The organism is Streptomyces sp. NPDC047880 (genome assembly GCF_040706515.1).
In the GTDB taxonomy this organism is placed as follows: Bacteria; Actinomycetota; Actinomycetes; order Streptomycetales; family Streptomycetaceae; genus Streptomyces.
In genome coordinates this window covers 124,303-149,008 of sequence record NZ_JBEZOK010000014.1, presented here as the reverse complement: position 1 = coordinate 149,008, position 24,706 = coordinate 124,303, and the positions used below count along the sequence as shown (strand labels likewise).

21 protein-coding genes are annotated in these 24,706 nt (G+C 70.7%); 9 read left to right on the top strand and 12 right to left on the bottom strand.

The genetic code is table 11. The features are described 5' to 3' along the window. Positions 1-12: 12 nt before the first annotated feature. Positions 13-963 (bottom strand): ABC transporter substrate-binding protein, encoded by a 951-nt coding sequence (locus AB0937_RS21945; protein ID WP_366713873.1) that lies wholly within the window; start codon positions 961-963, stop codon positions 13-15. Between the two features lie 626 nt (positions 964-1,589). Between AB0937_RS21945 and AB0937_RS21940 the strand changes: the two genes are divergently transcribed. From AB0937_RS21940 to AB0937_RS21925, 4 genes are all read left to right on the top strand, one after another. Next, on the top strand, positions 1,590-2,822 hold the full coding sequence (locus tag AB0937_RS21940; RefSeq protein WP_366713872.1) for an NADP-dependent malic enzyme: 1,233 nt from the start codon (positions 1,590-1,592) through the stop codon (positions 2,820-2,822). A gap of 383 nt (positions 2,823-3,205) precedes the next feature. Then, the gene (locus tag AB0937_RS21935; RefSeq protein ID WP_366713870.1) at positions 3,206-4,171 is read left to right on the top strand and encodes a zinc-binding dehydrogenase; all 966 of its coding nucleotides are present in this window, start codon (positions 3,206-3,208) and stop codon (positions 4,169-4,171) included. A gap of 108 nt (positions 4,172-4,279) precedes the next feature. Further along, positions 4,280-4,489, top strand: coding sequence for an HTH domain-containing protein (locus tag AB0937_RS21930; RefSeq protein ID WP_003992902.1), 210 nt, complete (start codon positions 4,280-4,282; stop codon positions 4,487-4,489). Then, positions 4,489-5,061: a Clp protease N-terminal domain-containing protein gene (locus tag AB0937_RS21925; RefSeq protein WP_366713868.1), complete on the top strand. Its 573-nt coding sequence runs from the start codon at positions 4,489-4,491 to the stop codon at positions 5,059-5,061. The genes AB0937_RS21930 and AB0937_RS21925 overlap by 1 nt, the downstream gene beginning before the upstream one ends. 20 nt (positions 5,062-5,081) lie before the next feature. On the opposite strand, the gene AB0937_RS21920 is transcribed toward AB0937_RS21925, so the two are convergent. The 4 genes from AB0937_RS21920 to AB0937_RS21905 form a co-directional block, all read right to left on the bottom strand. Next, positions 5,082-6,143 (bottom strand): helix-turn-helix transcriptional regulator, encoded by a 1,062-nt coding sequence (locus tag AB0937_RS21920; protein WP_366713867.1) that lies wholly within the window; start codon positions 6,141-6,143, stop codon positions 5,082-5,084. Position 6,144: 1 nt separating this feature from the next. Then, a complete protein-coding gene (locus tag AB0937_RS21915) occupies positions 6,145-7,119 on the bottom strand; it encodes a hypothetical protein (protein WP_366713924.1) in 975 nt (324 codons plus the stop codon). A 280-nt stretch (positions 7,120-7,399) separates the two neighbouring features. Next, on the bottom strand, positions 7,400-8,083 hold the full coding sequence (locus AB0937_RS21910) for an ABC transporter ATP-binding protein (RefSeq protein ID WP_366713865.1): 684 nt from the start codon (positions 8,081-8,083) through the stop codon (positions 7,400-7,402). Next, on the bottom strand, positions 8,080-9,168 hold the full coding sequence (locus AB0937_RS21905) for an ABC transporter permease (RefSeq protein ID WP_366713863.1): 1,089 nt from the start codon (positions 9,166-9,168) through the stop codon (positions 8,080-8,082). The genes AB0937_RS21910 and AB0937_RS21905 overlap by 4 nt, the downstream gene beginning before the upstream one ends. Positions 9,169-9,341: 173 nt before the next feature. On the opposite strand from AB0937_RS21905, the gene AB0937_RS21900 reads away from it, so the two are divergent. Together AB0937_RS21900 and AB0937_RS21895 are read left to right on the top strand one after the other, a co-directional pair. Next, positions 9,342-10,556: a sensor histidine kinase gene (locus tag AB0937_RS21900; protein ID WP_366713861.1), complete on the top strand. Its 1,215-nt coding sequence runs from the start codon at positions 9,342-9,344 to the stop codon at positions 10,554-10,556. Continuing rightward, positions 10,553-11,188, top strand: a complete 636-nt coding sequence (locus AB0937_RS21895) for a response regulator transcription factor (protein ID WP_366713859.1) — start codon at positions 10,553-10,555, stop codon at positions 11,186-11,188. The genes AB0937_RS21900 and AB0937_RS21895 overlap by 4 nt, the downstream gene beginning before the upstream one ends. Before the next feature lie 269 nt (positions 11,189-11,457). On the opposite strand, the gene AB0937_RS21890 is transcribed toward AB0937_RS21895, so the two are convergent. The 5 genes from AB0937_RS21890 to AB0937_RS21870 all read right to left on the bottom strand — a co-directional run bounded on the left by AB0937_RS21890 (position 11,458) and on the right by AB0937_RS21870 (position 18,489). Further along, the gene (locus tag AB0937_RS21890; protein WP_003992906.1) at positions 11,458-11,637 is read right to left on the bottom strand and encodes a DUF6104 family protein; all 180 of its coding nucleotides are present in this window, start codon (positions 11,635-11,637) and stop codon (positions 11,458-11,460) included. An 86-nt stretch (positions 11,638-11,723) separates the two neighbouring features. Beyond that, complete coding sequence (locus tag AB0937_RS21885) at positions 11,724-15,545, bottom strand: multifunctional oxoglutarate decarboxylase/oxoglutarate dehydrogenase thiamine pyrophosphate-binding subunit/dihydrolipoyllysine-residue succinyltransferase subunit (protein ID WP_366713857.1); 3,822 nt, start codon at positions 15,543-15,545, stop codon at positions 11,724-11,726. Positions 15,546-15,826: 281 nt separating this feature from the next. Then, positions 15,827-16,939, bottom strand: a complete 1,113-nt coding sequence (locus AB0937_RS21880) for a HAMP domain-containing sensor histidine kinase (protein ID WP_366713855.1) — start codon at positions 16,937-16,939, stop codon at positions 15,827-15,829. After that, a complete protein-coding gene (locus tag AB0937_RS21875) occupies positions 16,936-17,676 on the bottom strand; it encodes a response regulator transcription factor (protein WP_221758607.1) in 741 nt (246 codons plus the stop codon). Before AB0937_RS21875 ends, AB0937_RS21880 begins: the two co-directional genes overlap by 4 nt. Before the next feature lie 135 nt (positions 17,677-17,811). Continuing rightward, positions 17,812-18,489, bottom strand: a complete 678-nt coding sequence (locus AB0937_RS21870; RefSeq protein WP_366713853.1) for a spermidine synthase — start codon at positions 18,487-18,489, stop codon at positions 17,812-17,814. A 171-nt stretch (positions 18,490-18,660) separates the two neighbouring features. Here AB0937_RS21870 and AB0937_RS21865 point away from each other — a divergent pair, with 171 nt between their 5' ends. Further along, the gene (locus AB0937_RS21865) at positions 18,661-19,464 is read left to right on the top strand and encodes a rhomboid-like protein (protein WP_366713851.1); all 804 of its coding nucleotides are present in this window, start codon (positions 18,661-18,663) and stop codon (positions 19,462-19,464) included. A 145-nt stretch (positions 19,465-19,609) separates the two neighbouring features. On the opposite strand, the gene AB0937_RS21860 is transcribed toward AB0937_RS21865, so the two are convergent. Continuing rightward, positions 19,610-20,269, bottom strand: a complete 660-nt coding sequence (locus AB0937_RS21860; protein ID WP_366713850.1) for a GNAT family N-acetyltransferase — start codon at positions 20,267-20,269, stop codon at positions 19,610-19,612. A 175-nt stretch (positions 20,270-20,444) separates the two neighbouring features. Here AB0937_RS21860 and lon point away from each other — a divergent pair, with 175 nt between their 5' ends. Then, positions 20,445-22,859, top strand: a complete 2,415-nt coding sequence (gene lon / locus AB0937_RS21855) for an endopeptidase La (protein WP_366713848.1) — start codon at positions 20,445-20,447, stop codon at positions 22,857-22,859. Positions 22,860-23,048: 189 nt separating this feature from the next. Then, positions 23,049-23,540 carry a MarR family transcriptional regulator gene (locus tag AB0937_RS21850; RefSeq protein WP_366713846.1) on the top strand — a complete coding sequence of 164 codons (492 nt, stop codon included), beginning with the start codon at positions 23,049-23,051 and terminating at the stop codon, positions 23,538-23,540. 225 nt (positions 23,541-23,765) lie between these two features. Here AB0937_RS21850 and AB0937_RS21845 read toward each other — a convergent pair whose 3' ends face one another. Then, positions 23,766-24,551, bottom strand: coding sequence for a protein phosphatase 2C domain-containing protein (locus AB0937_RS21845; protein WP_366713844.1), 786 nt, complete (start codon positions 24,549-24,551; stop codon positions 23,766-23,768). Positions 24,552-24,706 lie beyond the last annotated feature (155 nt).

The window sequence follows — 24,706 nt, the reverse complement described above, 5'->3', positions numbered from 1 at the left end:
GCTGCGCTGCGGTCACTTGCCGCCGTTGATGGTGGCCGCGTCGATGGAACCGTCCGTGACGCCCCACTTCTTCATGATCTTCTCGTACTCGCCGCTCTTGATGACGGCGTCCAGCGCGGCCTTGAGGGCATCCCGCAGCTCCGTCTGGTTCTTGGCGACCGCGATGCCGTACGGGGCGGCCTCGACCTGCTCGCCGACCAGCTGGAAGTCCTTGCCGCCGCCGGAGGTCTTCACCGCGTACGCGGCGACCGGGAAGTCGGACGAGCCGGCGTCGGCGCCGCCCGCGCGCAGACGGGTCTGGGCCTGCTGGTCGTTGTCGAAGGCCTCGATGGCGATCTTCTTGCCGGCGGGGCACTTCTTCGACTCGGCCTTGGCGAGGTCCTCGGAGACCGTGCCGCGCTGCAGCACGATCTTCTTGCCGCACAGGTCGGACCAGGTCTTGATGCCCTGGTCGTCACCCTTCTTGGTGTAGATCGACACACCGGCGGTGAAGTAGTCCACGAAGTCGACGCCCTCGCCGACCTTCTTGCCGGTGTCGGAGTCGATGCCCTCCTGGCGGTCCTTGGTGTCGGTCATCGCGGACATGGCGATGTCGTACCGCTTGGAGCGCAGACCCGTGATCAGCGTGTCGAAGGTGCCGTTCTCGAACTGGAAATCGACCCCGAGCTGCTTGCCCATGGCGGCGGCGAGGTCAGGGTCGATGCCGACCACCTTGCCGGAGCTGTCCTTGAACTCGACCGGGGCGTAGGCGATGTCGGAGCCGACCTTGATGACGCCCTTGTCGCGGACGGCCTGCGGCAGCTTGTCGGCGAGCGGGGCCGAGGCCGAGGTGTCGCTCGACCCGGTGTCCTTGGTCTGGTCACCGCATCCGGTGAGCATCAGTGCGCCTGCGACCGCGATCGCACCGACCGCTGCTAGCCGGGAGTGCGCGGCGGTCGTACGACGGGTGGAGCTTGCGGTCATGGTGGGTTCCTCCGGCGGATGGGTGGAGTTGCCGATGGGGCGGGCCGTCGCCGATGGGTTCGGCACGGCCGTGGCACGCCGAAAAGGTTCGGCAGTGCCGTGGGTCGACGAGAGCACACCTCTTCGAGTGTCGCGACCTCGTGTGATTACGGCATCTTGCCATTCGGACTGCGCGATTCTGGGGGCCAGCCATGTCAAAATCGGATAACGGGCGACCCCCGAACCGCACCACTCCGGTACATCACGGCCGGACCTTCTGCAGGAATGAACCGTTCCGGCCGGAAGATCTTCGGTAAATCCCGAGATTTCAATACGGGGGCCGAGGGCTTCACGGATGGTTGAGTGGGTGTGGCTGGTTTGTCCAGGTCTTGTCCCGATTTTGGACGAAGGGTCAGGGCCCTGTCATGTGACCTTCGCGTTATGGACTCGTCGTCGACGCCATCCGTCCGGTAAGAAGGGTCTTTACACCCCTCATCCGGGGCTCAGGGCGCGTGTGCGGCGCGCCCGTCGCGTACGCGCCCGTACGTATACACGTACAAGCACGACATGGGCCTACGTGGTGCCCGCCCACCCCTCACCAGGAGTGGCCACCCTCAAAACAATGAAGATTTAAGGGGTAAAACGAAGTGGCAGCGGAGATCGTCAATCCTCGCAGCGAGAGCAAGACCGGCGATACGGATCACGAGGGCAGTGCGGAGCCCCTCGACTCCTTCGACCCGGCATTCGCGCTGCACCGCGGCGGCAAGATGGCTGTGCAGGCCACCGTGCCGGTCCGCGACAAGGACGACCTGTCCCTGGCGTACACGCCCGGCGTCGCGAAGGTGTGCAGCGCGATCGCGGAGCAGCCGGAGCTCGTGCACGACTACACGTGGAAGTCGTCGGTCGTGGCCGTCGTGACGGACGGTACGGCCGTGCTGGGGCTCGGTGACATCGGGCCCGAGGCCTCCCTCCCGGTGATGGAGGGCAAGGCGATTCTGTTCAAGCAGTTCGGCGGCGTGGACGCGGTTCCGATCGCCCTGAACTGCACGGACGTCGACGAGATCGTCGAGACCGTGGTGCGGCTCGCGCCGTCGTTCGGCGGCGTCAACCTGGAGGACATCTCGGCGCCCCGGTGCTTCGAGGTGGAGCGGAAGCTGCAGGAGCGGCTGGACATCCCGGTCTTCCACGACGACCAGCACGGCACGGCCGTGGTGACGCTGGCCGCCCTGCGGAACGCCGCGCGGCTCAGCGGGCGGGCGCTCGGGGAGCTGCGGGCGGTCATCTCGGGCGCCGGCGCCGCCGGTGTCGCCATCGCGAAGATGCTGGTCGAGGCCGGGATCGGCGATGTCGCCGTGGCCGACCGCAAGGGTGTCGTGTCGGCGGACCGGGACGACCTCACGGCGGTCAAGCAGGAGCTGGCCGGGTTCACGAACAAGGCCGGCATCACCGGATCGCTGGAGGCGGCGCTGAACGGTGCCGACGTGTTCATCGGCGTGTCCGGCGGGACGGTTCCGGAGTCCGCGGTGGCGACCATGGCCGAGGGCGCGTTCGTCTTCGCCATGGCGAACCCGAACCCCGAGGTGCACCCCGAGGTCGCGCACAAGTACGCGGCGGTCGTCGCGACCGGGCGGTCGGACTTCCCGAACCAGATCAACAACGTGCTGGCCTTCCCGGGGATCTTCGCCGGAGCGCTGCAGGTGCGGGCCTCGCGGATCACCGAGGGGATGAAGCTGGCCGCCGCGGAGGCGCTGGCCGCCGTGGTCGGGGACGACCTCGCCGCCGACTACGTCATCCCGTCGCCGTTCGACGAGCGGGTCGCTCCGGCGGTCACGGCCGCGGTGGCGGCGGCTGCACGGGCCGAGGGTGTGGCCCGGCGCTGACGCCGACGCCGACGCTGTTGTTGAGGTGGCCCTGCCCGGGATCGGGTGGGGTCATTTCTTTGCCTTGGGGTAGGGCTGTTCGGGTGATGTGCGGGTGCTTGCGCTTTGCGCCTTGCGTCGGGTGGAGGGCCGGGGCCGTGTCGGGGGTGTCCGTCCTCGGAGCGGCGCGATGGACCTTCATGCCGACTGAACGGCGTTGACGCGCCAACCGCCGCGGGCGGACACCCGCCGACACGGCCCGTTCTCGCCGTACGCGGGCGCGGGAGCGTCGTGGCCGACGTCCCGTGGCGGGCCCCAGCAACAACGCCCCCACCTGGCAAGAGGGTGTGTCTCACAGGGGCGGATGGTTCCTTCGGGTGCTCGCGGAACCTATCGTCAAGGTCATGTTCGCTGTCTACGCCGCCCGAATCGACCGCGACCAGCCGCTGTCCGGCCTGGAGTTGGGGGAGCGTCCGGCTCCCGAGGCCCGTCCCGGCTGGAGCACCGTCACGGTCAAGGCCGCCTCCCTCAACCACCACGACCTCTGGTCCCTGCGCGGCGTGGGCCTCGCAGAGGACAAGCTGCCGATGATCCTCGGCTGTGACGCCGCCGGAGTCGACGAGGACGGCAACGAGGTCGTCCTGCACTCCGTGATCGGGCAGAGCGGGCACGGGGTCGGCCCGAAGGAACCCCGTTCCATCCTCACCGAGCGTTATCAGGGCACCTTCGCCGAGCAGGTCTCCGTGCCGACCTGGAACATCCTGCCCAAGCCCAAGGAGCTCTCCTTCGCGGAGGCCGCCTGTCTGCCGACGGCGTGGCTGACCGCGTACCGGATGCTGTTCACCAACGCGGGGGTACGACCCGGGGACTCCGTGCTGGTGCAGGGCGCCGGTGGGGGAGTCGCCACGGCGGCCATCGTGCTGGGCAAGGCCGCCGGGCTCCGGGTCTACGCCACCAGCCGGGACGAGGCCAAGCGCAAGCGGGCCGTGGAGCTCGGGGCCGTGGAGGCGCTGGAGTCGGGGGCGCGGCTGCCGCAGCGGGTCGACGCCGTCATCGAGACCGTCGGGGCCGCCACCTGGTCGCATTCGGTGAAGTCGCTGAAGCCCGGCGGCACCCTGGTCATCTCCGGTGCCACCAGCGGCGACCGGCCCTCCCACGCCGAGCTGACCCGGATCTTCTTCCTCGAGCTCAAGGTCGTCGGTTCCACGATGGGCACCAAGGACGAGCTGGAGGACCTGCTGTCGTTCTGCGCCGCCACGGGTGTGCGGCCGGTCATCGACGACATCATGCCGATGGACCGGGCGCGTGAGGGCTTCGAGCGGCTGGCCGCGGGTGAGCAGTTCGGGAAGGTCGTGCTGACGAATCCCTGAGTCCACTCGATGGTGCGTTGACGGTCGGTCCGGAGCGGACCGGCCGTTTTCGTATTCCGTGTGTCAACTACGGTTGACGCGGGCAGGCTGTCAACGTAGGTTGACTGCATGACCGAAGCAACGGATCTCGCCGAGCGTGCGGGTGACCGCGACCCACGGGTCGGCCTGCGGGCCGTCGCCGCGCTGCGTCGGCTGCTGGAGCAGTTGGAAGCCGTACAGGTGCGCAATGCGCGCAATCAGGGCTGGTCGTGGCAGGAGATCGCCACCGAACTCGGTGTGAGCAGGCAGGCCGTGCACAAGAAGTACGGGAGGCATTGATGTTCGAGCGGTTCACGAAAGACGCCAGGGACGTGGTCAAGGGCGCTTACGCGTACGTGGAGGGGAGCGGTGGGGGCGGGCGGTGTGTGGAGCCGGAGCATCTGCTGCTGGCACTGCTCGATCGGGAGGGCAGCCGCGGGTCCTTCGCGCTCGTCGCTCTCGGACTCGGTGAGCGGCGGGAGTCCGTGCGGGAGGCGCTGCGTGAGGCGCGGCGGCGGGCCGGGCTGACGCAGGCCGAGACCGACGCGCTCGCCGGGCTCGGGATCGACGTGGAGGAGATCGTCGCCCGGGTGGAGCAGACGCACGGGGTCGGCGCCTTGGCGGGCGGCTCGAAGGACAAGCGCTGGTGGTCGGGGCGTTCCTCGTTCGGGCGGGGGGCCAGGGACGTGCTGGAGCGCTCCTTGCGGGTCGCCCTCGCCCAGCGGGACCGGCACATCGGGGACGAGCACATCCTGCTGGCCCTGACCACCCGTCCCGGAGTGCCCGCCGAGGTCCTCGCCGGCCACGGGGTGACGTACACGTCCGTGGTGCGGGTGCTGTACGGGAGTGGCGGCGAGGCCAAGGCCGGCTGAGGGACTGCGTTTTGCGGCGCCTACTTCTTCTGGGTGCCCAGGAGAGCTCCTATGTGGGCCGCAGCCGTCGACAGGTGGCGGCGGGCGTCACGCAGCTGCTCGGGTGTGACGCCGTGGTCGCGGGCCGCGTCACGGATGCCGTCCCGGAAGCGGTCGAGCAAGCGGTCCAGGTCGCGGGCCGGGTCGCCGGTGGAGTCCGCGGCGTCCTCGTGGGCCCAGGCCGGTTCATAGGCGGCCGGGAAGTCCTCAGCCGGCTGTGAGCGGGTGGGCTCCGCGGTCGGCTTGCCGGTGCCGGTGCCGGTCCAATCGAAGCCGAAGTCCTTGCCGTAGTCCTTCCCGAACTCGCCGACCTCCTTGACCAGTTCGCTCAGGCCCTCGCGCAGACCCGTCGGCCAGTCGCCGCGGGCGAAGTGGTCCTGCACCTGCTCCTGGACGCGGCGGGTGATGCGCTGCACCTGCTCCTGTGCCTGGGCGCGGGCCTGCTCCTGGGCCTCTTTCGCCTGGCGACGGGCGCGCTGGGCGTCCTCGCGGGCGCGGCGGCTCTCGTCCTTGGCGCGCCGGGCCTGTTCCTTCCACTCCTGCCGGGCGCGGCGCATCTCCTCCTTGGCGATGCGCCAGGCCTCCTTGTCACCGTGCTGCGCGAAGTCGCCGAAGGGGGCGCCCGTCGGGCCGTCGGCCCGGGTGCCGTTGCCCCGGCGGGCCTCCGTCGCCGCCGCGCGCATCTCGCGGCGCAGGTCACCCGCGGCTCCGCGCACGTCGGCCTGGATCTCCGCGGCCAGTTCCGCGACCGACTCGCGGATCTCCAGCTCCAGGTCGGCCAGCTCGCCGCTGCGGTCGGCCAGTTCGGCGCGGCCCGCGTCCGTGATCGAGTAGACCTTCCGGCCGCCCTCGGTGGTGTGCGTGACCAGGCCCTCGGCCTCCAGCTTGGCCAGGCGCGGGTAGACCGTGCCCGCCGATGGCGCGTACAGCCCCTGGAAGCGCTCCTCGAGGAGGCGGATCACCTCGTAGCCGTGGCGGGGAGCCTCGTCCAGCAGCTTCAGCAGGTAGAGGCGGAGGCGGCCGTGGGCGAAGACGGGGGGCATGTCAGAGCACCTTCTTGTCGGTTGTGCCGTCGGCCGGGGTGGTGGTGGCGTCATCGCCCGGGCCGGAGACGGAATTGTCTCCCGAACCGTCCGGCCGGCCGCCCGCCGGGGCTGCCGCCGCGCCGCCGCTGCCGGGCCGGGCGTCCCACGGCGCGTCGTCGTGATCGTCCTCGCCGGACGGGCGGCGGAGCAGGGCGATCGAGCCGGAGACGGTGGTGGCCCGCAGTCTGCCGGTGCCCGCACCCAGACGGCCCGTGATCTTGTGGGCTCCCCACTGGCCGTGCACCCGCAGGCCGTCGAAAGCGTTGGAGAGGGATCCGCTCGCCGTGTTCGCCTCGACCTCCGCGTCCGCCGGGTACGGCAGCCGGATGGCGATCTCGCCCGAGACGCTGGTCAGCCGGACGTCCGTCGGGCCGTTCGGGTCGAGGTCGACGATCATCGAGCCGCTGACCGACTCCGCCCGCACAGAGGGGCCGGAGCCCTCGATCACCGTCAGATCCCCGGAGACGGAGTTGAACCGAAGGTCCCCGGTCACGTCCTGGGCCTCCAGGCTGCCGGAGACCGTGTCGGCGCGCACCGGGCCGGAGAGGCCCACCAGTGTCGTGTTGCCGGTGACGCCCTTGATCACCGATGTGCCCCGGATCCCGGAGACCACGGCGGCCGCTCCCACCACGCCCACCTCGACGCCGGTGCCGGCGGGGACGGCCAGGGAGACCACCGCGCTGCGACGCCAGCCCTTGCGGTCCAGCCACTTGAGGAAGCCCTTCCAGGGCAGGTCCTCATAGGCCACCGTGAGGACGCCGTCCTGGTGGGTGACCAGCAGAGGCGGGCCCTCGATCTCGGAGATCTCCAGGCGGGCGGAGGCTTCGTCGGTGCCCACCACGTTCACCGTGCCGTTGACGAGACGCACGCGCAGGTCGCTCACCGGCTCGTCGAAGGTGAGCTTCCTCGGTTCTGAGACGGACCACTCGGACATGGTGAAGACCTCCCCGACCGGACGCGCCATATCGCGTCCTCTCGCATTCACGATATATCGCGGCAAGGGAAAGTCAAGACACCCGTTCCGGGGACGGCCAAGCAGGCTCTTACGGTCTCGGGGGACATCGGCACAGGCGTCGGCGCTGGAATTGATCATGGCCGGCCGGGACGGTGACCGGGTGCCGCGCCGAGATCCCCGGGAAGATCGTTGATCACTGGTGAGGGGGCGGCTGCCGTCAGCCGGGTGCCGGAGGAAGACCCCTCTTGACGCTGCTCGTTCAGCGCGTTGACGCGGGCAGGTGCAGGCGACCGTCGTGGACTTCGGCGATCTGGTCGACGGCGGTGAGGTGGGTGCGGTCGTGGGTGACCAGGACGGTGGCGGTGGCCTGCTGGTGGGTGAGGCGGGTGATCAGGCCGATGACGGCGGCGCCGCGTTCGTGGTCGAGGGCGCTGGTGGGTTCGTCGACCAGCAGGACCGTGGGGTCGTTCATCAGGGCCCGGGCGATGTTGACGCGCTGGCGCTGACCGCCGGAGAGCTGGTGGGGGCGACGGCCGGCCTGGTCGGCGAGGCCGACGGCGTCGAGGAGTTCCTTCGCGCGGGTCCGGGCGGTGCGGGGTCTGCGGCCGTCGATCTGTGCCATGACCTGGAGCTGTTCGGCGGCGGTGAGGGAGGGCAGCAGGTTGGGCTGCTGGAAGACGATGCCGATCTTGTGGCGGCGCAGTTCGGTGAGCTCGCTGCGGCTCATGCCGGTGGTGTCGGTGCCGGCAATGGTGACCGTGCCGGAGTCGGGGGTGATGAGGGTGGCGGCGACGGCCAGGAGGCTGGACTTGCCGGAGCCGGATGGGCCGACGACGGCGGTGAGGCTGCCGTTGGGGACGTCGAGCGTGACCTGGTCGAGGGCCGTCAGCCGGGTGTCGCCGTCGGGGTAGGTGAGGGTGATGTCGGTCAGGCTCAGGCTCATCGGGCACTCCCCAGGGCGGTCAGCGGGTCGACGGAGGTGATGCGGCGGATGGACAGCCCGGCCCCGAGGGCGCCGAGGAGGATCATCACGGCGGCGGGGAGCAGGACGGTGGCGGGGGTGAGGAGGAACGGCACCGCGCTGCCGGCGACGAGGGCACCGAGGCCGGCGGCGACGCCGGCGCCGATCAGGGTGCCGCCGGTGAGGAGGACGACGGCCTGACCGAGGGCGTCCTTGAGCAGGTTCGGGGTGGAGGCGCCGAGGGCCTTGAGGACGGCGACGTCACCGCTGCGCTGGATGGTCCACACGGTGAAGAAGGCGCCGATGACCAGGGCGGAGATGGCGAACAGGAAGCCGCGCATCAGCTGCAGGGAGCCGTTCTCGGAGGTGTAGGAGCCGATCGCGGACAGCGAGTCGTCCTTGGAGACCGTCTTCGTGTCCGCGGCCTGGTCGGCGGCGGCCGTGTCGGCGCCGGAGGCGGTGGTCAGGGCGATCACGGTCGCGGTCGGGCCGTCACCGCCGGCGGTGGGGGGTGCGGCCTTCTGCCAGCCATCGAGGCTGGTCCAGACGACCGGGGTGTGACTGAAGAACGCGTCTCCCTCGACGGCGGCGACGGTCAGCTGCCGCCCGGCCAGGGTGAAGGTGTCACCCGCCCTGATCCCGAGGTCGTCGGCGGCGGTGGTGGACAGCACCACCGACCGCTCGTCCAGCTTGTCGCTGTGGGGGGCGAGGCGGGAACCGGGCTGGACGCCGAAGGCGGACACCCCGGTGCTCTTGTCGCCGGCGGTGGCCTTGGTGGTGGTGATCCCCAGCGGCTCGGCACTCTTCACGCCGGGGGTCCTGGCCCACTGCTGCCACTGCTCGGCGGTGACGGTGGAGCTGGAGTACGACACGTCCTGTCCGCCGCTGGGCGCCTGGAAGGCGATCTTGTCGGCGGGCAGGCCGGTGATGGCGGAGATGTTCTGCTGGCCCAGGCCGGCGGTCAGGCCGGACAGCAGACCGACCAGCAGGGTGATGAGCACGATGACGGTGCCCATCAGGGCGAAGCGCCCCTTGGCGAACTTCAGATCGCTCCAGGCGACGAACACGGCGGTGGCCTGCCCTTTCTGATGGTGGAACCGGGTAGGACCTCACCGTCGCCGCTGGCCCCTGGTGCGCGCGTCTGGCGCAGGAGGGCACTTCCCGGGCCGAAAGACGGCACACCGGTTGTAACTTTCGATGGAGGCCGCCTCACGTCCCGGTCCGTAGGGTTGCAAGCACTGTGAACACCGCCGCTCCCGCCCTGACCCCGACCACCCGGGCTCTGGCCTGGTGCCTGCACCTGCTGATCATCGCCCTGCTCGCCTTGGCTGCGGGCCGCGCCGTGACCGACAGCCGGCCGCACACCGCGATGACCGTCGCCCTGGCGGGGGCGTGCGCCGCGGTGTCCGCGGCCGGACCGCTCGTGCCGCGCATCCGCCGCTCCCGCCGGGCGGCTACCTGGTGGCTGGGCGTGGTCGGCGCCTTGTGGCTGGGGCTGCTGACCGTGTCCGCCGACGGGGTCTGGGTGGCCTTTCCGCTGTACTTCCTCCAGCTCCATCTGCTGCCGCGCCGCACCGGCCTGACCGCGGTCGCCGTGACCGCGCTCGTGGCGATTGCCGCGTTCGCCGCCCACACCGGGTCCTTCAGCCCGGCGATGGCGATCGGTCCCGCACTCGGCGCCGCCGTCGCCGTCGCCGTGGTGTGGGGATACCAGGCCCTATACCGGGAGAGCGAACAGCGCCGCAAGCTGATCGAGGAACTCACCGCCACCCGCGCCGACCTGGCCCAAGCCCAGCACACCGCCGGAGTGCTGGCCGAACGCGAACGCCTGGCCCGCGAGATCCACGACACTCTCGCCCAGGGACTGTCCAGCATCCAGCTGCTGCTGCGCGCCGCCGAACGCGCGCTGCCCGGCACCCCCGAGACCGCCGCCCGCCACGTGGACCAGGCCCGCCAGGCGGCCGTGGACAACCTCGCCGAAGCACGCCGCTTCGTCGCTGCCCTCACCCCGCCCGCCCTGGAAAGCCACACCCTGGCCGGCGCCCTGGAACGCCTGTGCGTCACCACCAGCGCCCGGCACCGGCTCATCGCACGCTTCCACCTCACCGGCCAGGCGGCACCGCTGCCAACCGCGCACGAGGTCGCCCTGCTGCGCATCGCCCAGTCCGCCCTCGCCAACACCGTCCGCCACGCCGACGCCACTATCGCCGAGGTCACCCTCAGCTACCTCGACGACCGTGTCGCCCTCGACGTCGTCGACGACGGAACCGGCTTCGACCCCGGCCTGCTTCCCGCCCCCGACTCTGAGAACGGCGGCTTCGGACTGCCCGCCATGCGTGCCCGCATGCACGCCCTCGGCGGCACCCTCGCCATCGCATCCGCCCCCGGCCACGGCACCGCGCTGGCCGCACAGCTCCCCCTGCCCCCGACCACCGACCCCGAGGACCGTCCGTGAGCGACCAGCCGATCCGACTGCTTCTGGCCGACGACCACCCCGTCGTGCGCGCCGGGCTGCGCGCCGTGCTGGAGACCGAACCCGGCCTCACCATCGTCGCCGAGGCCGCCACCGCAGAAGACGCCGTCGCCCGCGCGGCGCTGGGCGACATCGACGTCGTCCTCATGGATCTGCAGTTCGGCAGAGGAATGGGCGGCGCCGAAGCCACCGCGGCGATCACCAGCCGGCCCGGCGCCCCCCGCGTGCTGATCGTCACCACGTACGATTCCGACGCCGACACCCTGCCCGCAATCGAAGCCGGCGCCACCGGCTACCTCCTCAAGGATGCTCCGCCCGAGGATCTGGTCGCCGCGGTACGTACCGCCGCCACCGGACGCACCACACTCGCGCCCACCGTCGCCGACCGGCTGATGAACCGCCTGCGCACCCCCCATGCCGCCCTGACCCGGCGCGAAAGCGAGGTTCTCGCTCTGGTCGCCGAGGGACTGTCCAACCAGGCCATCGGCGCACGCCTCCACCTGACCGAGGGCACGGTCAAATCCCATCTCGCCCGCATCTACGCCAAACTCGGCGTCGACTCCCGCACCGCCGCCGTCGCCACCGCCACCGACCTCGGCCTCATCCGCCGCTGACCCGAGCACAGGCTGTTCTCACACATGAACGGATGCGAGAGTTCTGCGAGCTCCCCAGCACCGACCACGTTTCCCCGGGTCGCCGTTTGCGGAAGTCCTCTCAAGACCTGGGCGTTGTGGCGGGCGTCAGATGCACGCACGGCGCGCCGGGGCTGACTCACGCCCTTCACACACCCGCGCGACCGACGCTCCGCAGCCCGCCGGTGAGGCACCCCGGGAGGGAACCTCCGAGACGTGCTGATCAAGTCTCCCGGGACCGGAGCCGGTTCCTACTCGTCGTCCTCGTCGTCCAGCCGCGCCAGCCACGTGGCCAGCCGCTCCACCGGCACCTCGAAGTCGGGATTGAGATCGACGAACGTCCGCAGCTGCTCGGCGAGCCACTCGAAGGTGACTTCCTCCTCGCCGCGCCGCTTCTCCAGTTCCTCGATGCCACGGTCCGTGAAGTACATGCCCTCAAGGATAGGTGCGCGGAAACGGCCGGGCCGCACCCCCGATGCGGGGATGCGGCCCGGCCGCGAACGACGCGCGAGGGCGATTACGCCTCGAACACCTCACGCACCAGCTGCTCCTGCTCGGCCTGGTGACGCTTCGCCGAACCCACCGCGGGGGACGAGCCGTGCGGGCGGGAGATGCGCCGCAGCCGCTCGCCGTGCGGGACGTCCGCGCCGACCGCCAGGTCCAGGTGGTCGATCAGGTTGAGCGCGATGAACGGCCAGGCACCCTGGTTCGCCGGCTCCTCCTGGGCCCACAGGTACTTCTCGGCGTTCGGGTACTTCTTGATCTCCGCCTGGAGCTCGGCACCCGGCAGCGGGTACAGGCGCTCGATGCGGATGATCGCCGTGTCCGTCACACCGCGCTTCTGACGCTCGGCCTCGAGGTCGTAGTAGACCTTGCCGGCGCAGAAGACGACCTTCTTGACCGCGGCCGGGTCGACCGAGGAGTCGCCGATGACCGGCTGGAACTGCCCGGTCGTGAACTCCTCCGCCTTCGCCGCCGCCGCCTTCAGGCGCAGCATCGACTTCGGCGTGAAGACCACCAGCGGCTTGTGGTGCGGGTTGTGCACCTGCCACCGCAGGAGGTGGAAGTAGTTCGACGGCGACGTCGGCATGGCGACCGTCATGTTGTTCTGCGCGCACATCTGGAGGAAGCGCTCCGGGCGGGCCGAGGAGTGGTCCGGGCCCTGACCCTCGTAGCCGTGCGGCAGGAGCAGCACGACACCGGAGGTCTGCGCCCACTTCTGCTCGGCCGACGAGATGAACTCGTCCACGACCGTCTGCGCGCCGTTGACGAAGTCGCCGAACTGCGCCTCCCACATCACGAGCGCCTCGGGGCGGGCCAGCGAGTAGCCGTACTCGAAGCCCATCGCCGCGTACTCGGAGAGGAGGGAGTTGTAGACGTTGAGCCGCGCCTGGTCCTCGGAGAGGTACTGCAGCGGCGTGTACTCCTCGCCGGTGCTGCGGTCGATGATGACCGCGTGGCGCTGGCCGAACGTACCGCGCTGCGAGTCCTGGCCCGCCAGGCGGACCGGGACGCCCTCCAGCAGCAGGGAGCCGATCGCGAGGGTCTCGCCCATGCCCCAGTCGATGGTGCCGTCCTCGACCATCGTCGCCCGGCGCTGCAGCTGCGGCAGCAGACGCGGGTGGACGGTGATGTGGTCGGGGATGTTGACCTGGGACTCGGCGATCCGCTTGACGACCTCCGTGGTCACCGCGGTGTTCACGGCGACCGGGAACTCGGCCTGCGGGTCCGAGGGCTCGACCGTCGCCGGCTGGGACGTGGCCTCACGGACCTCCGTGAAGACCTTCTCCAGCTGGCCCTGGTAGTCCTGCAGCGCCTGCTCGGCCTCTTCCAGGGTGATGTCGCCGCGACCGATCAGGGACTCGGTGTAGAGCTTGCGCACCGAGCGCTTCTTGTCGATCAGGTCGTACATCAGCGGCTGGGTGAAGGCCGGGTTGTCCGACTCGTTGTGACCGCGGCGGCGGTAGCAGATGAGGTCAATCACCACGTCCTTGTTGAACGCCTGGCGGAACTCGAAGGCGAGCCGCGCGACGCGGACCACGGCCTCCGGGTCGTCGCCGTTCACGTGGAAGATCGGGGCCTCGATCATGCGGGCCACGTCCGTCGCGTACATGGAGGAACGCGAGGACTCGGGGGCCGCGGTGAAGCCGACCTGGTTGTTGATGACGATGTGGACCGTGCCGCCGGTGCGGTAGCCGCGCAGCTGCGACATGTTCAGGGTCTCGGCCACCACGCCCTGGCCCGCGAAGGCCGCGTCGCCGTGGATCGCCACCGGCAGGACCGTGAAGTCCGTGCCGCCCTTGTTGATGATGTCCTGCTTGGCGCGCGAGACGCCCTCCAGGACCGGGTCCACCGCCTCCAGGTGCGAGGGGTTCGCGACCAGGGAGACCTTGATCTGCTCGCCGTCGAGACCGGTGAAGGTGCCCTCGGCGCCCAGGTGGTACTTCACGTCACCGGAGCCGTGCATCGACTTCGGGTCGAGGTTGCCCTCGAACTCGCGGAAGATCTGCGCGTACGACTTGCCGACGATGTTGGCGAGGACGTTCAGCCGGCCGCGGTGGGCCATGCCGATGACGACCTCGTCCAGGCGGGACTCGGCGGCCGAGTCCAGCACGGCGTCCAGCAGCGGGATGACGGACTCGCCGCCCTCCAGGCTGAAGCGCTTCTGGCCGACGTACTTGGTCTGCAGGAACGTCTCGAAGGCCTCGGCGGCGTTCAGACGGCGCAGGATGCGCAGCTGCTCCTCGCGCTCCGGCTTGGAGTGCGGCCGCTCCACGCGGTCCTGGATCCACTTGCGCTGCTTGGGGTCCTGGATGTGCATGAACTCGATGCCGGTGGTGCGGCAGTACGAGTCGCGCAGGACACCGAGGATGTCGCGCAGCTTCATCATCGACTTGCCCGAGAAGCCGCCGACGGCGAACTCGCGCTCCAGGTCCCACAGGGTGAGCCCGTGCTCGGTGATGTCCAGGTCGGGGTGCTTGCGCTGCTGGTACTCCAGCGGGTCGGTGTCGGCCATGACGTGGCCGCGGACCCGGTAGGAGTGGATCAGCTCGAAGACGCGGGCGGCCTTCGTGACGTCGTCGTCGTGGCTGGCGTCGATGTCCTTGAGCCAGCGGACCGGCTCGTAGGGGATGCGCAGCGCCTCGAAGACGTCGTCGTAGAAGCCGTTCTCACCGAGGAGGAGGTTCGCGACGATCCGCAGGAACTCGCCGGAGGCGGCGCCCTGGATCACCCGGTGGTCGTAGGTCGACGTGAGCGTCATGACCTTGGAGATGCCGAGCTTGTTCAGGGTGTCCTGGGAGGTGCCCTGGAATTCCGCCGGGTAGTCCATGGAGCCGACGCCCATGATCACGGACTGGCCGGGCATCAGACGCGGCACGGAGTGGACGGTGCCGAGGCCGCCGGGGTTGGTCAGGGAGACCGTCACACCGGTGAAGTCGTCCATGCCCAGCTTGCCGTCACGGGCGCGGCGGACGATGTCCTCGTAGGCCTGCCAGAACTCGAAGAAGTTCAGGGTCTCGGCCTTCTTGATGCCCGCGACCACGAGCTGGCGGTCGCCGTTGGGCTTGACCAGGTCGATGGCGAGGCCGAAGTTGACGTGCTCCGGCTTGACCAGGGTCGGCTTGCCGTCCTTCTCCGCGTAGGAGTAGTTCATCGACGGCATGGCCTTGATGGCCTGCACCATCGCGTAGCCGATCAGGTGCGTGAAGGAGATCTTCCCGCCCCGGGCCCGCTTCAGGTGGTTGTTGATGACGATGCGGTTGTCGAACAGCAGCTTCACCGGGACCGCGCGCACGGACGTGGCCGTGGGCACTTCCAGGGAGGCGTTCATGTTCTTCGCGACCGCGGCGGCGGGGCCGCGCAGCACGACCTGCTCGGGGCCAGAGGGGGCCCCGGCGGCGGGCTCGGCCTTCTTCGCGGCGGCGGCCGGCTTGGCGGCGGGCTTCGCGGCCGGGGCGGCCTTCTGCGCCGGGGCCGGGGCCGGGGCGGCGGGCTTCGCCGGGGCCGGAGCCGGGGCGGGGGCCGGCGCTGCGGCGGGCTTCTCGGCGGCCGGGGCCGGGGCCTGCGCGGGAGTGGCCGGAGCGGCCGGCTGAGCGGTGGTGGTCCCCGCGGCCCCCGCGGCCGCGGTACCCGCCGGAGCCGAGGCGGCAGCCGCCCCTGGCTTGTAGTCGGCGAAGAAGTCCCACCAGGCTCGGTCTACCGAATTCGGGTCCTGGAGGTACTGCTGATAGATCTCGTCGACGAGCCACTCGTTGGCACCGAACGACGCGGCAGGGTTCTTCCCCGCTTGGTCGGTGTCGGTCGAGATGCTCGAGTTACTGGGGGACTGTGGCGACACGGCGGCAACCGCCCTCTTCCGCTTCACAAGATGATGGACAGCGGGAATCAAGGCTACGCCCCCTCGAGGGGGAAGGTCAGGTCGGGCCCGTTCAACGTCGTGCAAGTCACATCTGGAACCGTGTTTCGGGGCTTGAAATGGCGGGAAACAAGCGTGGTTCCGCTTCGTGAGGGAAGAGCGGGGCAGGGCCCGGGGCGCCGATGGCGCGGGCCCGTGCCTGATCACACGTGTCCGTCAGCGCGGACGCTCGTGGATCTTGTGGCTCCGCTTCGAACTTTACGTCAACTTGGCACAGATGGAAGTCCCGGAAGAGTGACAAGAATCCGGCAACCCCGCTCGGATTCGGCCACTCCGATCCGGCCCCCGTGCAGGTCCACCGCCCAGCGGGCGATCGCCAGGCCGAGGCCCGTGCCGCCGTCGCTGCCCGGTCCCTGCGGCCGCTTGACGCTGCCGCGGTTGAACCGCTCGAAGACGCGGTGCCATTCGGACTTCGGAATGCCGGGGCCCTCGTCCAGGACCTCCAGCTCCAGTGACTCCGGCAGGGCGCCCCGCCGCGCCTTGACCGTCACCCGGCCGTGCGGCGGGCTGTGCTTGACCGCGTTGTCGATCAGGTTGGCGACGACCTGGTGGATGCGCTCCGGGTCGGCGTGCGCCGTCAGCTCCGGCGGATGGACGTCGAGGTGCAGATGGACGTCCGTACGGGTGTGACTGCCCGAGCCGGTGGCGATGCCCGCGCGCACGGAGGCGACCATGTTGGCCTCCTTCAGCACGCCGGACAGATACGGCCAGACCTCGAACCGCCGCTGTTTCAGCGGTACGACGCCGTTGTCCAGGCGGGACAGGTCCAGCAGCGTCTCCACCAGCCGCCCGAGACGCTCGGTCTGCTTCAGGGCCGTGCGCATGGTCTCCGGGTCGGCCTGCGTGACGCCGTCGACGATGTTCTCCAGCACCGCGCGCAGACCCGCGATGGGCGTGCGCAGCTCGTGCGAGACGTTCGCCACGAGTTCCTTGCGCTGGCTGTCCTGGGCCTCCAGCTCGTCGGCCATGGCGTTGATCGTCACGGCCAGGGCGCCCAGCTCGTCACGGCGGTTCTCGCGCGTACGGCGGGTGTAGTCGCCCTGCGAGATGGAACGGGCCACCGCGGTCATCTCGTCCAGCGGTGCCGTGAGCGAATGGGCCACGAACTGCGTAATAAGAAGCGTGGCGATCATCGAGAAGACCGTGATGAAGCGCAGCTCCGTCTTGGTGTGCACCGCGATCACCGACAGACCCGTGGTGATCAGCACCGAGATGACGACCAGAGCGCCCAGCTTGGTCTTGATCGAGAACGGGCTCACCCCGCCCCAGGGATCCGGCTCCCGGGGGTTCCTCCGTGCGGCCGGCCCGCCGCTCATGGCGTCGGGGTCTCCAGGGCGTAACCCACGCCGTGCACCGTGCGGATCCGCTCGGCGCCGATCTTCCGGCGCAGCGCCTTGATGTGGCTGTCGACCGTGCGGGTGCCGGAGGCGTCCGCCCAGTCCCAGACCTCGGCGAGCAGCTGCTCACGGGAGAGCACCGCGCGCGGGGTGTTCGCCAGGCACACCAGCAGGTCGAACTCGGTGGGCGTGAGGTGGACGTCCTCGCTGCGCACCCGGACCCGGCGCTGCGCGTGGTCGATCTCCAGTTCGCCGAGGCGCAGGATGCCGGAGCGGGGGGTGGCCGCCGCGATGGCGGCCCGCTCCACCCGGCGCAGCAGGACGTGCACGCGCGCCGCCAGCTCCCGCATCGAGAACGGCTTGGTCATGTAATCGTCGGCGCCGACACCGAGCCCGACCAGCATGTCGGTCTCGTCGTCGCGCGCGGTGAGCATCATCACCGGCACGGGGCGGGCGGCCTGCACACGCCGGCAGACCTCCAGGCCGTCGAAGCCGGGCAGCATGATGTCGAGGATCAGCAGGTCGGGCTGCCAGGCCTCGGCGGTGTCGACCGCGGACGGACCGTCACCCGCCGTTTGCACGAGGAATCCCTCGGCGCGCAGGCGGGTCGCGATGGCGTCCACGATCGTCGCGTCGTCCTCGACCACCAGGACCCGGCGCTGTGCGCCCGGAGTAGCCGTCGCCGAACCGTTGTGGGAGGTCTGTGTCTGCTCCATCGCCCGCCCCTGGGGTGTGCTTTCCGGAATCAGTGGGGTGATTCCTTCTGACTGGCTATGCCTGCGCATGGTTGCGATTGACGCTTGAATGATCGGCGTCAGGTGAGCAGCGTACGGGGAGTCAGTACGCCTTTGCTATCCAGGGCGGATGGCGAGGTGTACGACGTCCGGAACGCCCCGGGCAACCGGGATCTCTTCGGTACGCACCTGTTGGAACCCGGCATTCCGCAAGGTTTCTTCGAATTCCGGTGACGGCTGGGCGGACCAGACCGCCAGAACCCCGCCGGGCCTCAACACCCTTGCGCAGCTTGCCAGTCCGGCTTCCCGGTAGAGATTTCCGTTGCCCTCCGTGACGGTCCAGCCGGGCCCGTTGTCGATGTCGAGGCACAAGGCGTCGTACGTGTCGGATGTCTCATTGACGTGCGCGACGAGATCGGCCTCCACGATGTGCGTGCGGGGATCGGCCAAGGCCTGGGCGGAGAGAGCGGAAAGCGGGCCGTCGCGGTGCCATTCGACGATCGCGTGCTCGCGTTCCACCACCGTGATCCGTCCCCAGCGCGGGTCCGCCGCGGCGTGCGCGAGGGAGAAGCCGACGCCGAGTCCGCCGATCAGGATCCCGGGGCGGTCCCGGCAGGCCAGGGCCTCCAGCGCCGCCTCGACCAGCCGCCGCTCCGAGCGGCCGTCGGAGGTGTCCATCAGGAAACAGCCGTTGGAGATGATCTCCAGCCGGTCACCGTGCCGCCGCAGCACCACCTCACCGTGGGGGCCCTCGCGACGGTCCAGGACATCGGGAATGTCGTACGAGGTAGGCATGGGGGCATCCTGACAGGGGAGGGGCGTGTGGCGCCTCGCAATTCGCCGGCCTCGCGGCGGGACGCGCGGCGGGGCTTCCGGGGTGCTGTGAATCGGCTCTCGCGTGGCGAGGGTCACAGACAGCGCGGTGCCGGGGGCGAAGGCTGGGACCCGACGGAAGGAGTGCCCGCTGTGGAACGCACCGCGCCGCCCCGCGAGACGGCCGCACCGGCGCCGGAGGCGGGCGCGCCCGACCCTCTGGTCGCGGGGTTGCTGGACGGGGTGCCGCGTCAGCGGGGCCCGCGGGACAGACCGGCGGCGGACGTGCGGCAGCCCGCCCCGGCGGCGGAGCCCACGTGGCGGCGCGTCCGCCCCTGGCGGCTGCTGCCCACAGTGACGGGCACGCCGTTCACCTTCGGATACGCACTCCTCCTCTGCCTCACCTCGCTGATCTCCGCGCACGCGGACCCGGCCCTCGTGCACGCCCTGCTCCAGGGCTCCAGCACGGATGTGACCCACCTGCTCCGCACGCCGGAGCTGGTGGTGGTCGGCAGCGCACTGTGGGTCGCGGGCGGGGTGACCTCGCCGTTCGCCATCGCGTTCGTGCTGGTGCTGACCGCGCTGGAACGGCGGATCGGGGGCGTGCGCACGGCCGGTGTCTTCCTGCTCGGCCATGTCCTCGCCACCCTCGCGACCGAGATCCCGGTGGGTCTCGCGGTCCTGGCCGGGCACCTGCCCGACAGTTCGCTGCACCGCCTCGACTACGGCGTGAGCTTCGGCGTCGCCGCAGGCATCGGTGCCTTGTCCGGCCTGCTGCCGCCATGGCTGCGTCTGCCGCTGCTGGCCGGGTTCGGCTGGATGCTGCTCCAGGATCTGCTCGCCTTCACCGACCCGATGACGAACTGGGGGCATCTCATCGCCCTGGCCATCGGGATCGCGACCTGGCCGGTGGTCCGGCGGTGGTACGCGGCACGCCTCGGCCCGGACGGCCCTTGAGATGTGAGGCTCCTCAGGTCCAGGCGGAGGCGGTGGCGCACGGGGTCGGCTCGGCCGGCGCATGAGGTGTGTGGTCCATCAGGGCCAGGCGGCGGCGGTGGTGTGCGGGGTCTCGGCTCCGCCGGCGCCTGAGGTGCGAGGCCCTTCAGGCCCGAGTGGAGGCCGGCGGGTCGTGCCTGGCGCTGGTCAGCGTGGCCACCACGGTCCAGCCGAGTGCCTCGTAGAGCCCTCGTCCCGCGGGTGTTCCGGCCAGGACCCCGGTCCGCGCCCCCTGCCGGGCTGCGGCGTTCTGCAGCGTCCTCATGACGAGACTGCCCAGGCCCTTGCGGCGGTGTTCGGGCGCCGTCTCGATCTGGTCGACGACGGCGGTCCCGCCCGTCGGGGCGATCTGGCCGCGCGCCGCCAGGGACCCGTCCGGCGCGGCCACCATCAGCCGGGTCACTCCGCCGCGCGACCACTGGCGCAGCCGGTAGCCGCCGGGCGTCTCGGGAGCGCTGTCCGCCGTCAGCGGGACGGTCATCAGGTAGCCCGGCTCGGGGTCGATCCACCAGCTGTCGTCCAGCCAGCCGGAGACCACGGCCGGGTCCCGGAAGGCCTTCAGCCACACCCCGTGCCCGGTGACGGCCTCGGCCACCTTGCGGACGGTCGCCTCGTCGAGGTCCTCGCCCGTCGCGCCGAACACATGCCGCGTCACGTGCCCGTACATGCCCACGTCGATCGTCCGGCCCCACGGCTCGGCCAGGGGCGGGGCGGCCCCTCGCGACACGACCCATCCGTCCACCCAAGCCTGTACGGTGCCGTCCACGCCATCCCCCTGTAATGAGTGCAAGGTCTGATCGTCTATTACTCAGTGGACCTTACGCGCCCTCCCGGCCCCGGCGTCAGCAGTGATCGCTGACAGCGAACAGTCCGCGGGGAACATCCGGGCGGGCTCACGCATTGAGTCGGCATAGCTCAACTTGACTGCCGAAAGGGAGATCATGGCTTCGACGTCCACACCGCTCACCCTGCCCGTGCTGCCGCTCGACGGAGAGGTCGTGCTGCCCGGGATGGTGGTCCCGCTGGACCTGAGCGATTCCGAGGTCCGAGCCGCGGTGGAGGCCGCCCAGGCCGCTGCCCGGACAACACCCGGAAAGCCCCGGGTACTCCTGGTGCCACGCATCGACGGGACCTACGCGAACACCGGTGTGCTCGGCACCGTCGAGCAGGTCGGCCGGCTGGCCGACGGCGACCCGGGTGCGCTGATCCGCGGCCGGGGGCGGGTGAGGATCGGTGCGGGGACCACGGGTCCCGGCGCGGCCCTCTGGGTCGAGGGCACCAGCGTCGACGAGACCGTTCCGGAGCCGGTGCCCGGGCAGATCGCCGAACTGGTCAAGGAGTACAAGGCCCTCGCCACCGCCTGGCTGCGCAAGCGCGGCGCCTGGCAGGTCGTCGACCGGGTCCAGGCCATCGACGACGTCTCGGCGCTCGCCGACAACTCCGGCTACTCGCCGTTCCTGACCACCGAGCAGAAGATCGAGCTGCTGGAGACCACCGACCCGGTGGCCCGGCTGAAGCTCGCCACCCAGCAGTTGCGCGACCACCTCGCCGAGCAGGACGTGGCCGAGTCGATCGCCAAGGACGTCCAGGAGGGCGTCGACAAGCAGCAGCGCGAGTTCCTGCTGCGGCGTCAGCTCGAAGCGGTCCGCAAGGAGCTGCGCGAACTCAACGGAGAGCAGGAGGGCGAGGAGTCCGACGACTACCGCGCCCGGGTGGAGGCCGCCGACCTGCCCGAGAAGGTCCGCGAGGCCGCGCTCAAGGAGGTCGACAAGCTGGAGCGGTCCTCCGACCAGTCGCCCGAGGGCTCCTGGATCCGCACCTGGCTCGACACAGTCCTGGAGATGCCGTGGAGCGAGCGCACCGAGGACGCCTACGACATCCGGGGCGCCCAGGCCGTCCTGGACGCCGAGCACGCGGGCCTGGAGGACGTCAAGGAACGCATCACCGAGTACCTGGCGGTGCGCAAGCGCCGTGACGACCGGGGCCTCGGCGTGGTCGGCGGGCGGCGCGGCGGTGCCGTGCTCGCGCTCGTCGGGCCGCCCGGCGTCGGCAAGACCTCGCTCGGCGAGTCCGTCGCCCACGCCATGGGCCGCAAGTTCGTCCGCGTCGCCCTCGGCGGCGTCCGCGACGAGGCCGAGATCCGCGGCCACCGGCGTACGTACGTAGGTGCGCTGCCGGGCCGTATCGTCCGGGCCATCAAGGAAGCCGGGTCGATGAACCCGGTCGTGCTCCTCGACGAGATCGACAAGGTGGGCTCGGACTTCCGGGGCGACCCGGCCGCCGCCCTCCTCGAGGTGCTCGACCCGGCGCAGAACCACACCTTCCGGGACCACTACCTGGAGGTCGAGCTGGATCTGTCCGACGTCGTCTTCCTCGCGACCGCCAACGTCCTGGAGGCGATCCCGGAGGCCCTGGCCGACCGGATGGAGATCGTCCGCCTGGACGGCTACACCGAGGACGAGAAGGTCGTCATCGCCCGTGACCACCTGCTCCCGCGCCAGCTGGAGCGGGCCGGGCTGGACAAGGACGAGGTGACCATCGACGAGGGCGCGCTGCGCAAGCTCGCCGGCGAGTACACGCGCGAAGCGGGAGTGCGCACCCTGGAGCGGTCCGTCGCACGGCTGCTGCGCAAGGTCGCAGCCCAGCACGAACTGGGCGAACGGGAGCTGCCCTTCACCGTCCGCGACGAGGACCTGCGCGAGCTGATCGGCCGGCCCCACCACGTGCCCGAGTCCGCCCAGGCCCCGGCCGAGCGGCGGACGTCCGTGCCGGGCGTGGCGACCGGACTCGCGGTGACCGGGGCGGGCGGTGACGTGCTCTACGTCGAGGCGTCCCTGGCCGATCCCGAGACGGGCGCGGCCGGGCTGACCCTGACCGGTCAGCTGGGCGACGTGATGAAGGAGTCCGCGCAGATCGCGCTGAGCTTCCTGCGCTCCCGCGGGGCCGAACTCGAACTGCCGGTGGCCGACCTGAAGGACCGGGGCGTGCACATCCACTTCCCGGCGGGCGCGGTCCCCAAGGACGGTCCGAGCGCGGGCATCACGATGACGACGGCTCTCGCGTCCCTGCTGTCCGGCCGGCTGGTCCGCACCGACGTGGCGATGACCGGCGAGGTCTCGCTGACCGGGCGGGTCCTGCCGATCGGCGGTGTGAAGCAGAAACTGCTCGCCGCGCACCGGGCGGGTGTCACCACGGTGATCATCCCCAAGCGCAACGAGCCCGACCTGGACGACGTCCCGGCGGAGGTGCTGGACAAGCTCGACGTCCACGCCGTCACCGACGTCCGCCAGGTCCTGGAGCTGGCGCTGGCCCCCGCGACCAGCGGGGCGGCGCCGGAGGTTCCGGTCGCGGTGTGACGGGCGCGGCCGGTAGGGAAGGCCCGGGTTCTCGTGAGGGAGGCCCGGGCCTTCACCGTGTGGCGGCGCTGTGGACACGAACGCCCTGACCTGCGGAATACTTGCCGAACTGCGGTGATGGCGGCAGGTGGCGGAAAATCCAGGTACCGGCACTCTCAGGGCCGGACGACGACCGAGGCAGGGGCTGACGTGCACGAGGGCGGCAACGACGACGGACACCGCGACGCCGGTGTGGCCGGAACCGGTGTGGACCAGCCCGCCTTCCTGGCCCTCGAACGCGAGCTGACCGTACTGCTGCGCCGCGCCCGGGCCAGCCAGGGCGAGATGGCCCGCGAGGTCCACCCCGACCTGGAGTCGTCCGCGTACGGCCTGCTCGTGCGGCTCGACGAGTGCGGAAAACAGCGGGCCACCGAGCTCGCCGCGTACATCGGTGTAGGCAAGGCGACGATGTCCCGCCAGCTGCGCGCCCTGGAGGAACTCGGGCTGGTCGCCCGCGAGCCCGACCCCGCCGACGGACGCGCCTGGCTCGTGGCCCTCACCCAGGAGGGCCACGACCGCGTCCGCCGGGTCCGTGAGGCGCGCCGCGCCCGCTACGCCGGCCGCCTGGCCGACTGGGACTCCCGCGAGGTCACAGAGCTGGCCCGGCTGCTGCACCAGCTCAACCGCGGCATGGAGAAGTAGGCCGGGGGAGCGGCCCGGACCTGGGCAGTGTCCGCAAAGTCCCGCCTGCCCCGCGACGCCCCGCACGCTCCACCGAGCTCTTCGAGCAGGGGACCCCCATTCGCCGCACCGGGCGAACACCCGAGTACAACGCGTACGCGGATGCCCGCCCGGCACACCGAGAGCACGCACCGAACGCCGCGGGGCCCGCCTTCCGGGCGAACGACGCGACTTCGCGGACATCTCCTAGAACTCGACGTACACGGCCGTCGCGTCGTCGTGCCTCTTGCTCCGGCCCAGGAACGTCTCGGCGGCGTCCGACCGCTCCAGCGCCCGGACGCGGTCCACCAGGGCCTGCGGGCCTTCCTTGCGGACGAGGCGGAGGCAGTCCGTCCAGTCGCCCTCCTCGAACCGCTCGACCCAACGTGTCGCGCCGTCCGTGAGCGCGGCCAGAGCACGGACCTCGCCGCGGGGCACCTTTCCGGTCACCGCCCGGGCGGCCACCGACGGGTCGGCGGCCGCCGTGAAGAAGCCGCCCTCCAGGTTGCGGTACGTGGAGTCCACCAGCGCGTCCGTGGCCAGCGCGGAGCGGGGGAGCAGGGTCAGCCGGTCGTCGAGGACGGGTGTCACCACGCCGTCCGGCGACTCCAGCAGCAGGGCAGAGTCGGACAGCACCAGATACTCCACCGTGGCCGGATTCCAGCGGGCCACGACCACGGTGGCCTGAGGGGTCCGAGGGTGAGAAAGGTCACAGGTTGCCGCGTGTGCCTCGGAGGTACGCGCGATGGAGTGGGACAAGGCGTCGACCAGGGGAACATCCGGGAGTGAAACGGTCAGTTCGGTCAGAGCTCCACCGAGGTGTGCGGTGAACCAGGGGACGGAATGCAGACAACCCGTCCCGGTTCTCGGTGGTGTGACCCCGTCCAGGACGACGACCGAACCACCCTGTCCCGAGGCCGGTAGCCCGACAGCGGCGAAGTCCTCGTTGGGGCGGTCGGCGTCTCCCGGTTCGGACACGAGTTCAGTGCGCATCCGGCCAGTCTGCACGAGCCCTTCACAACGTCCGCAGAAGACCGGCAATGGTTGCCGGACCGGCGCAGCAGCGCAGGTCAGACGCCGGGTTTGGGATGGAATGATTTGTTCCGGGAAGGCGTGGTGGCGAATACTGCCACCGGCCGCCGTCGGCG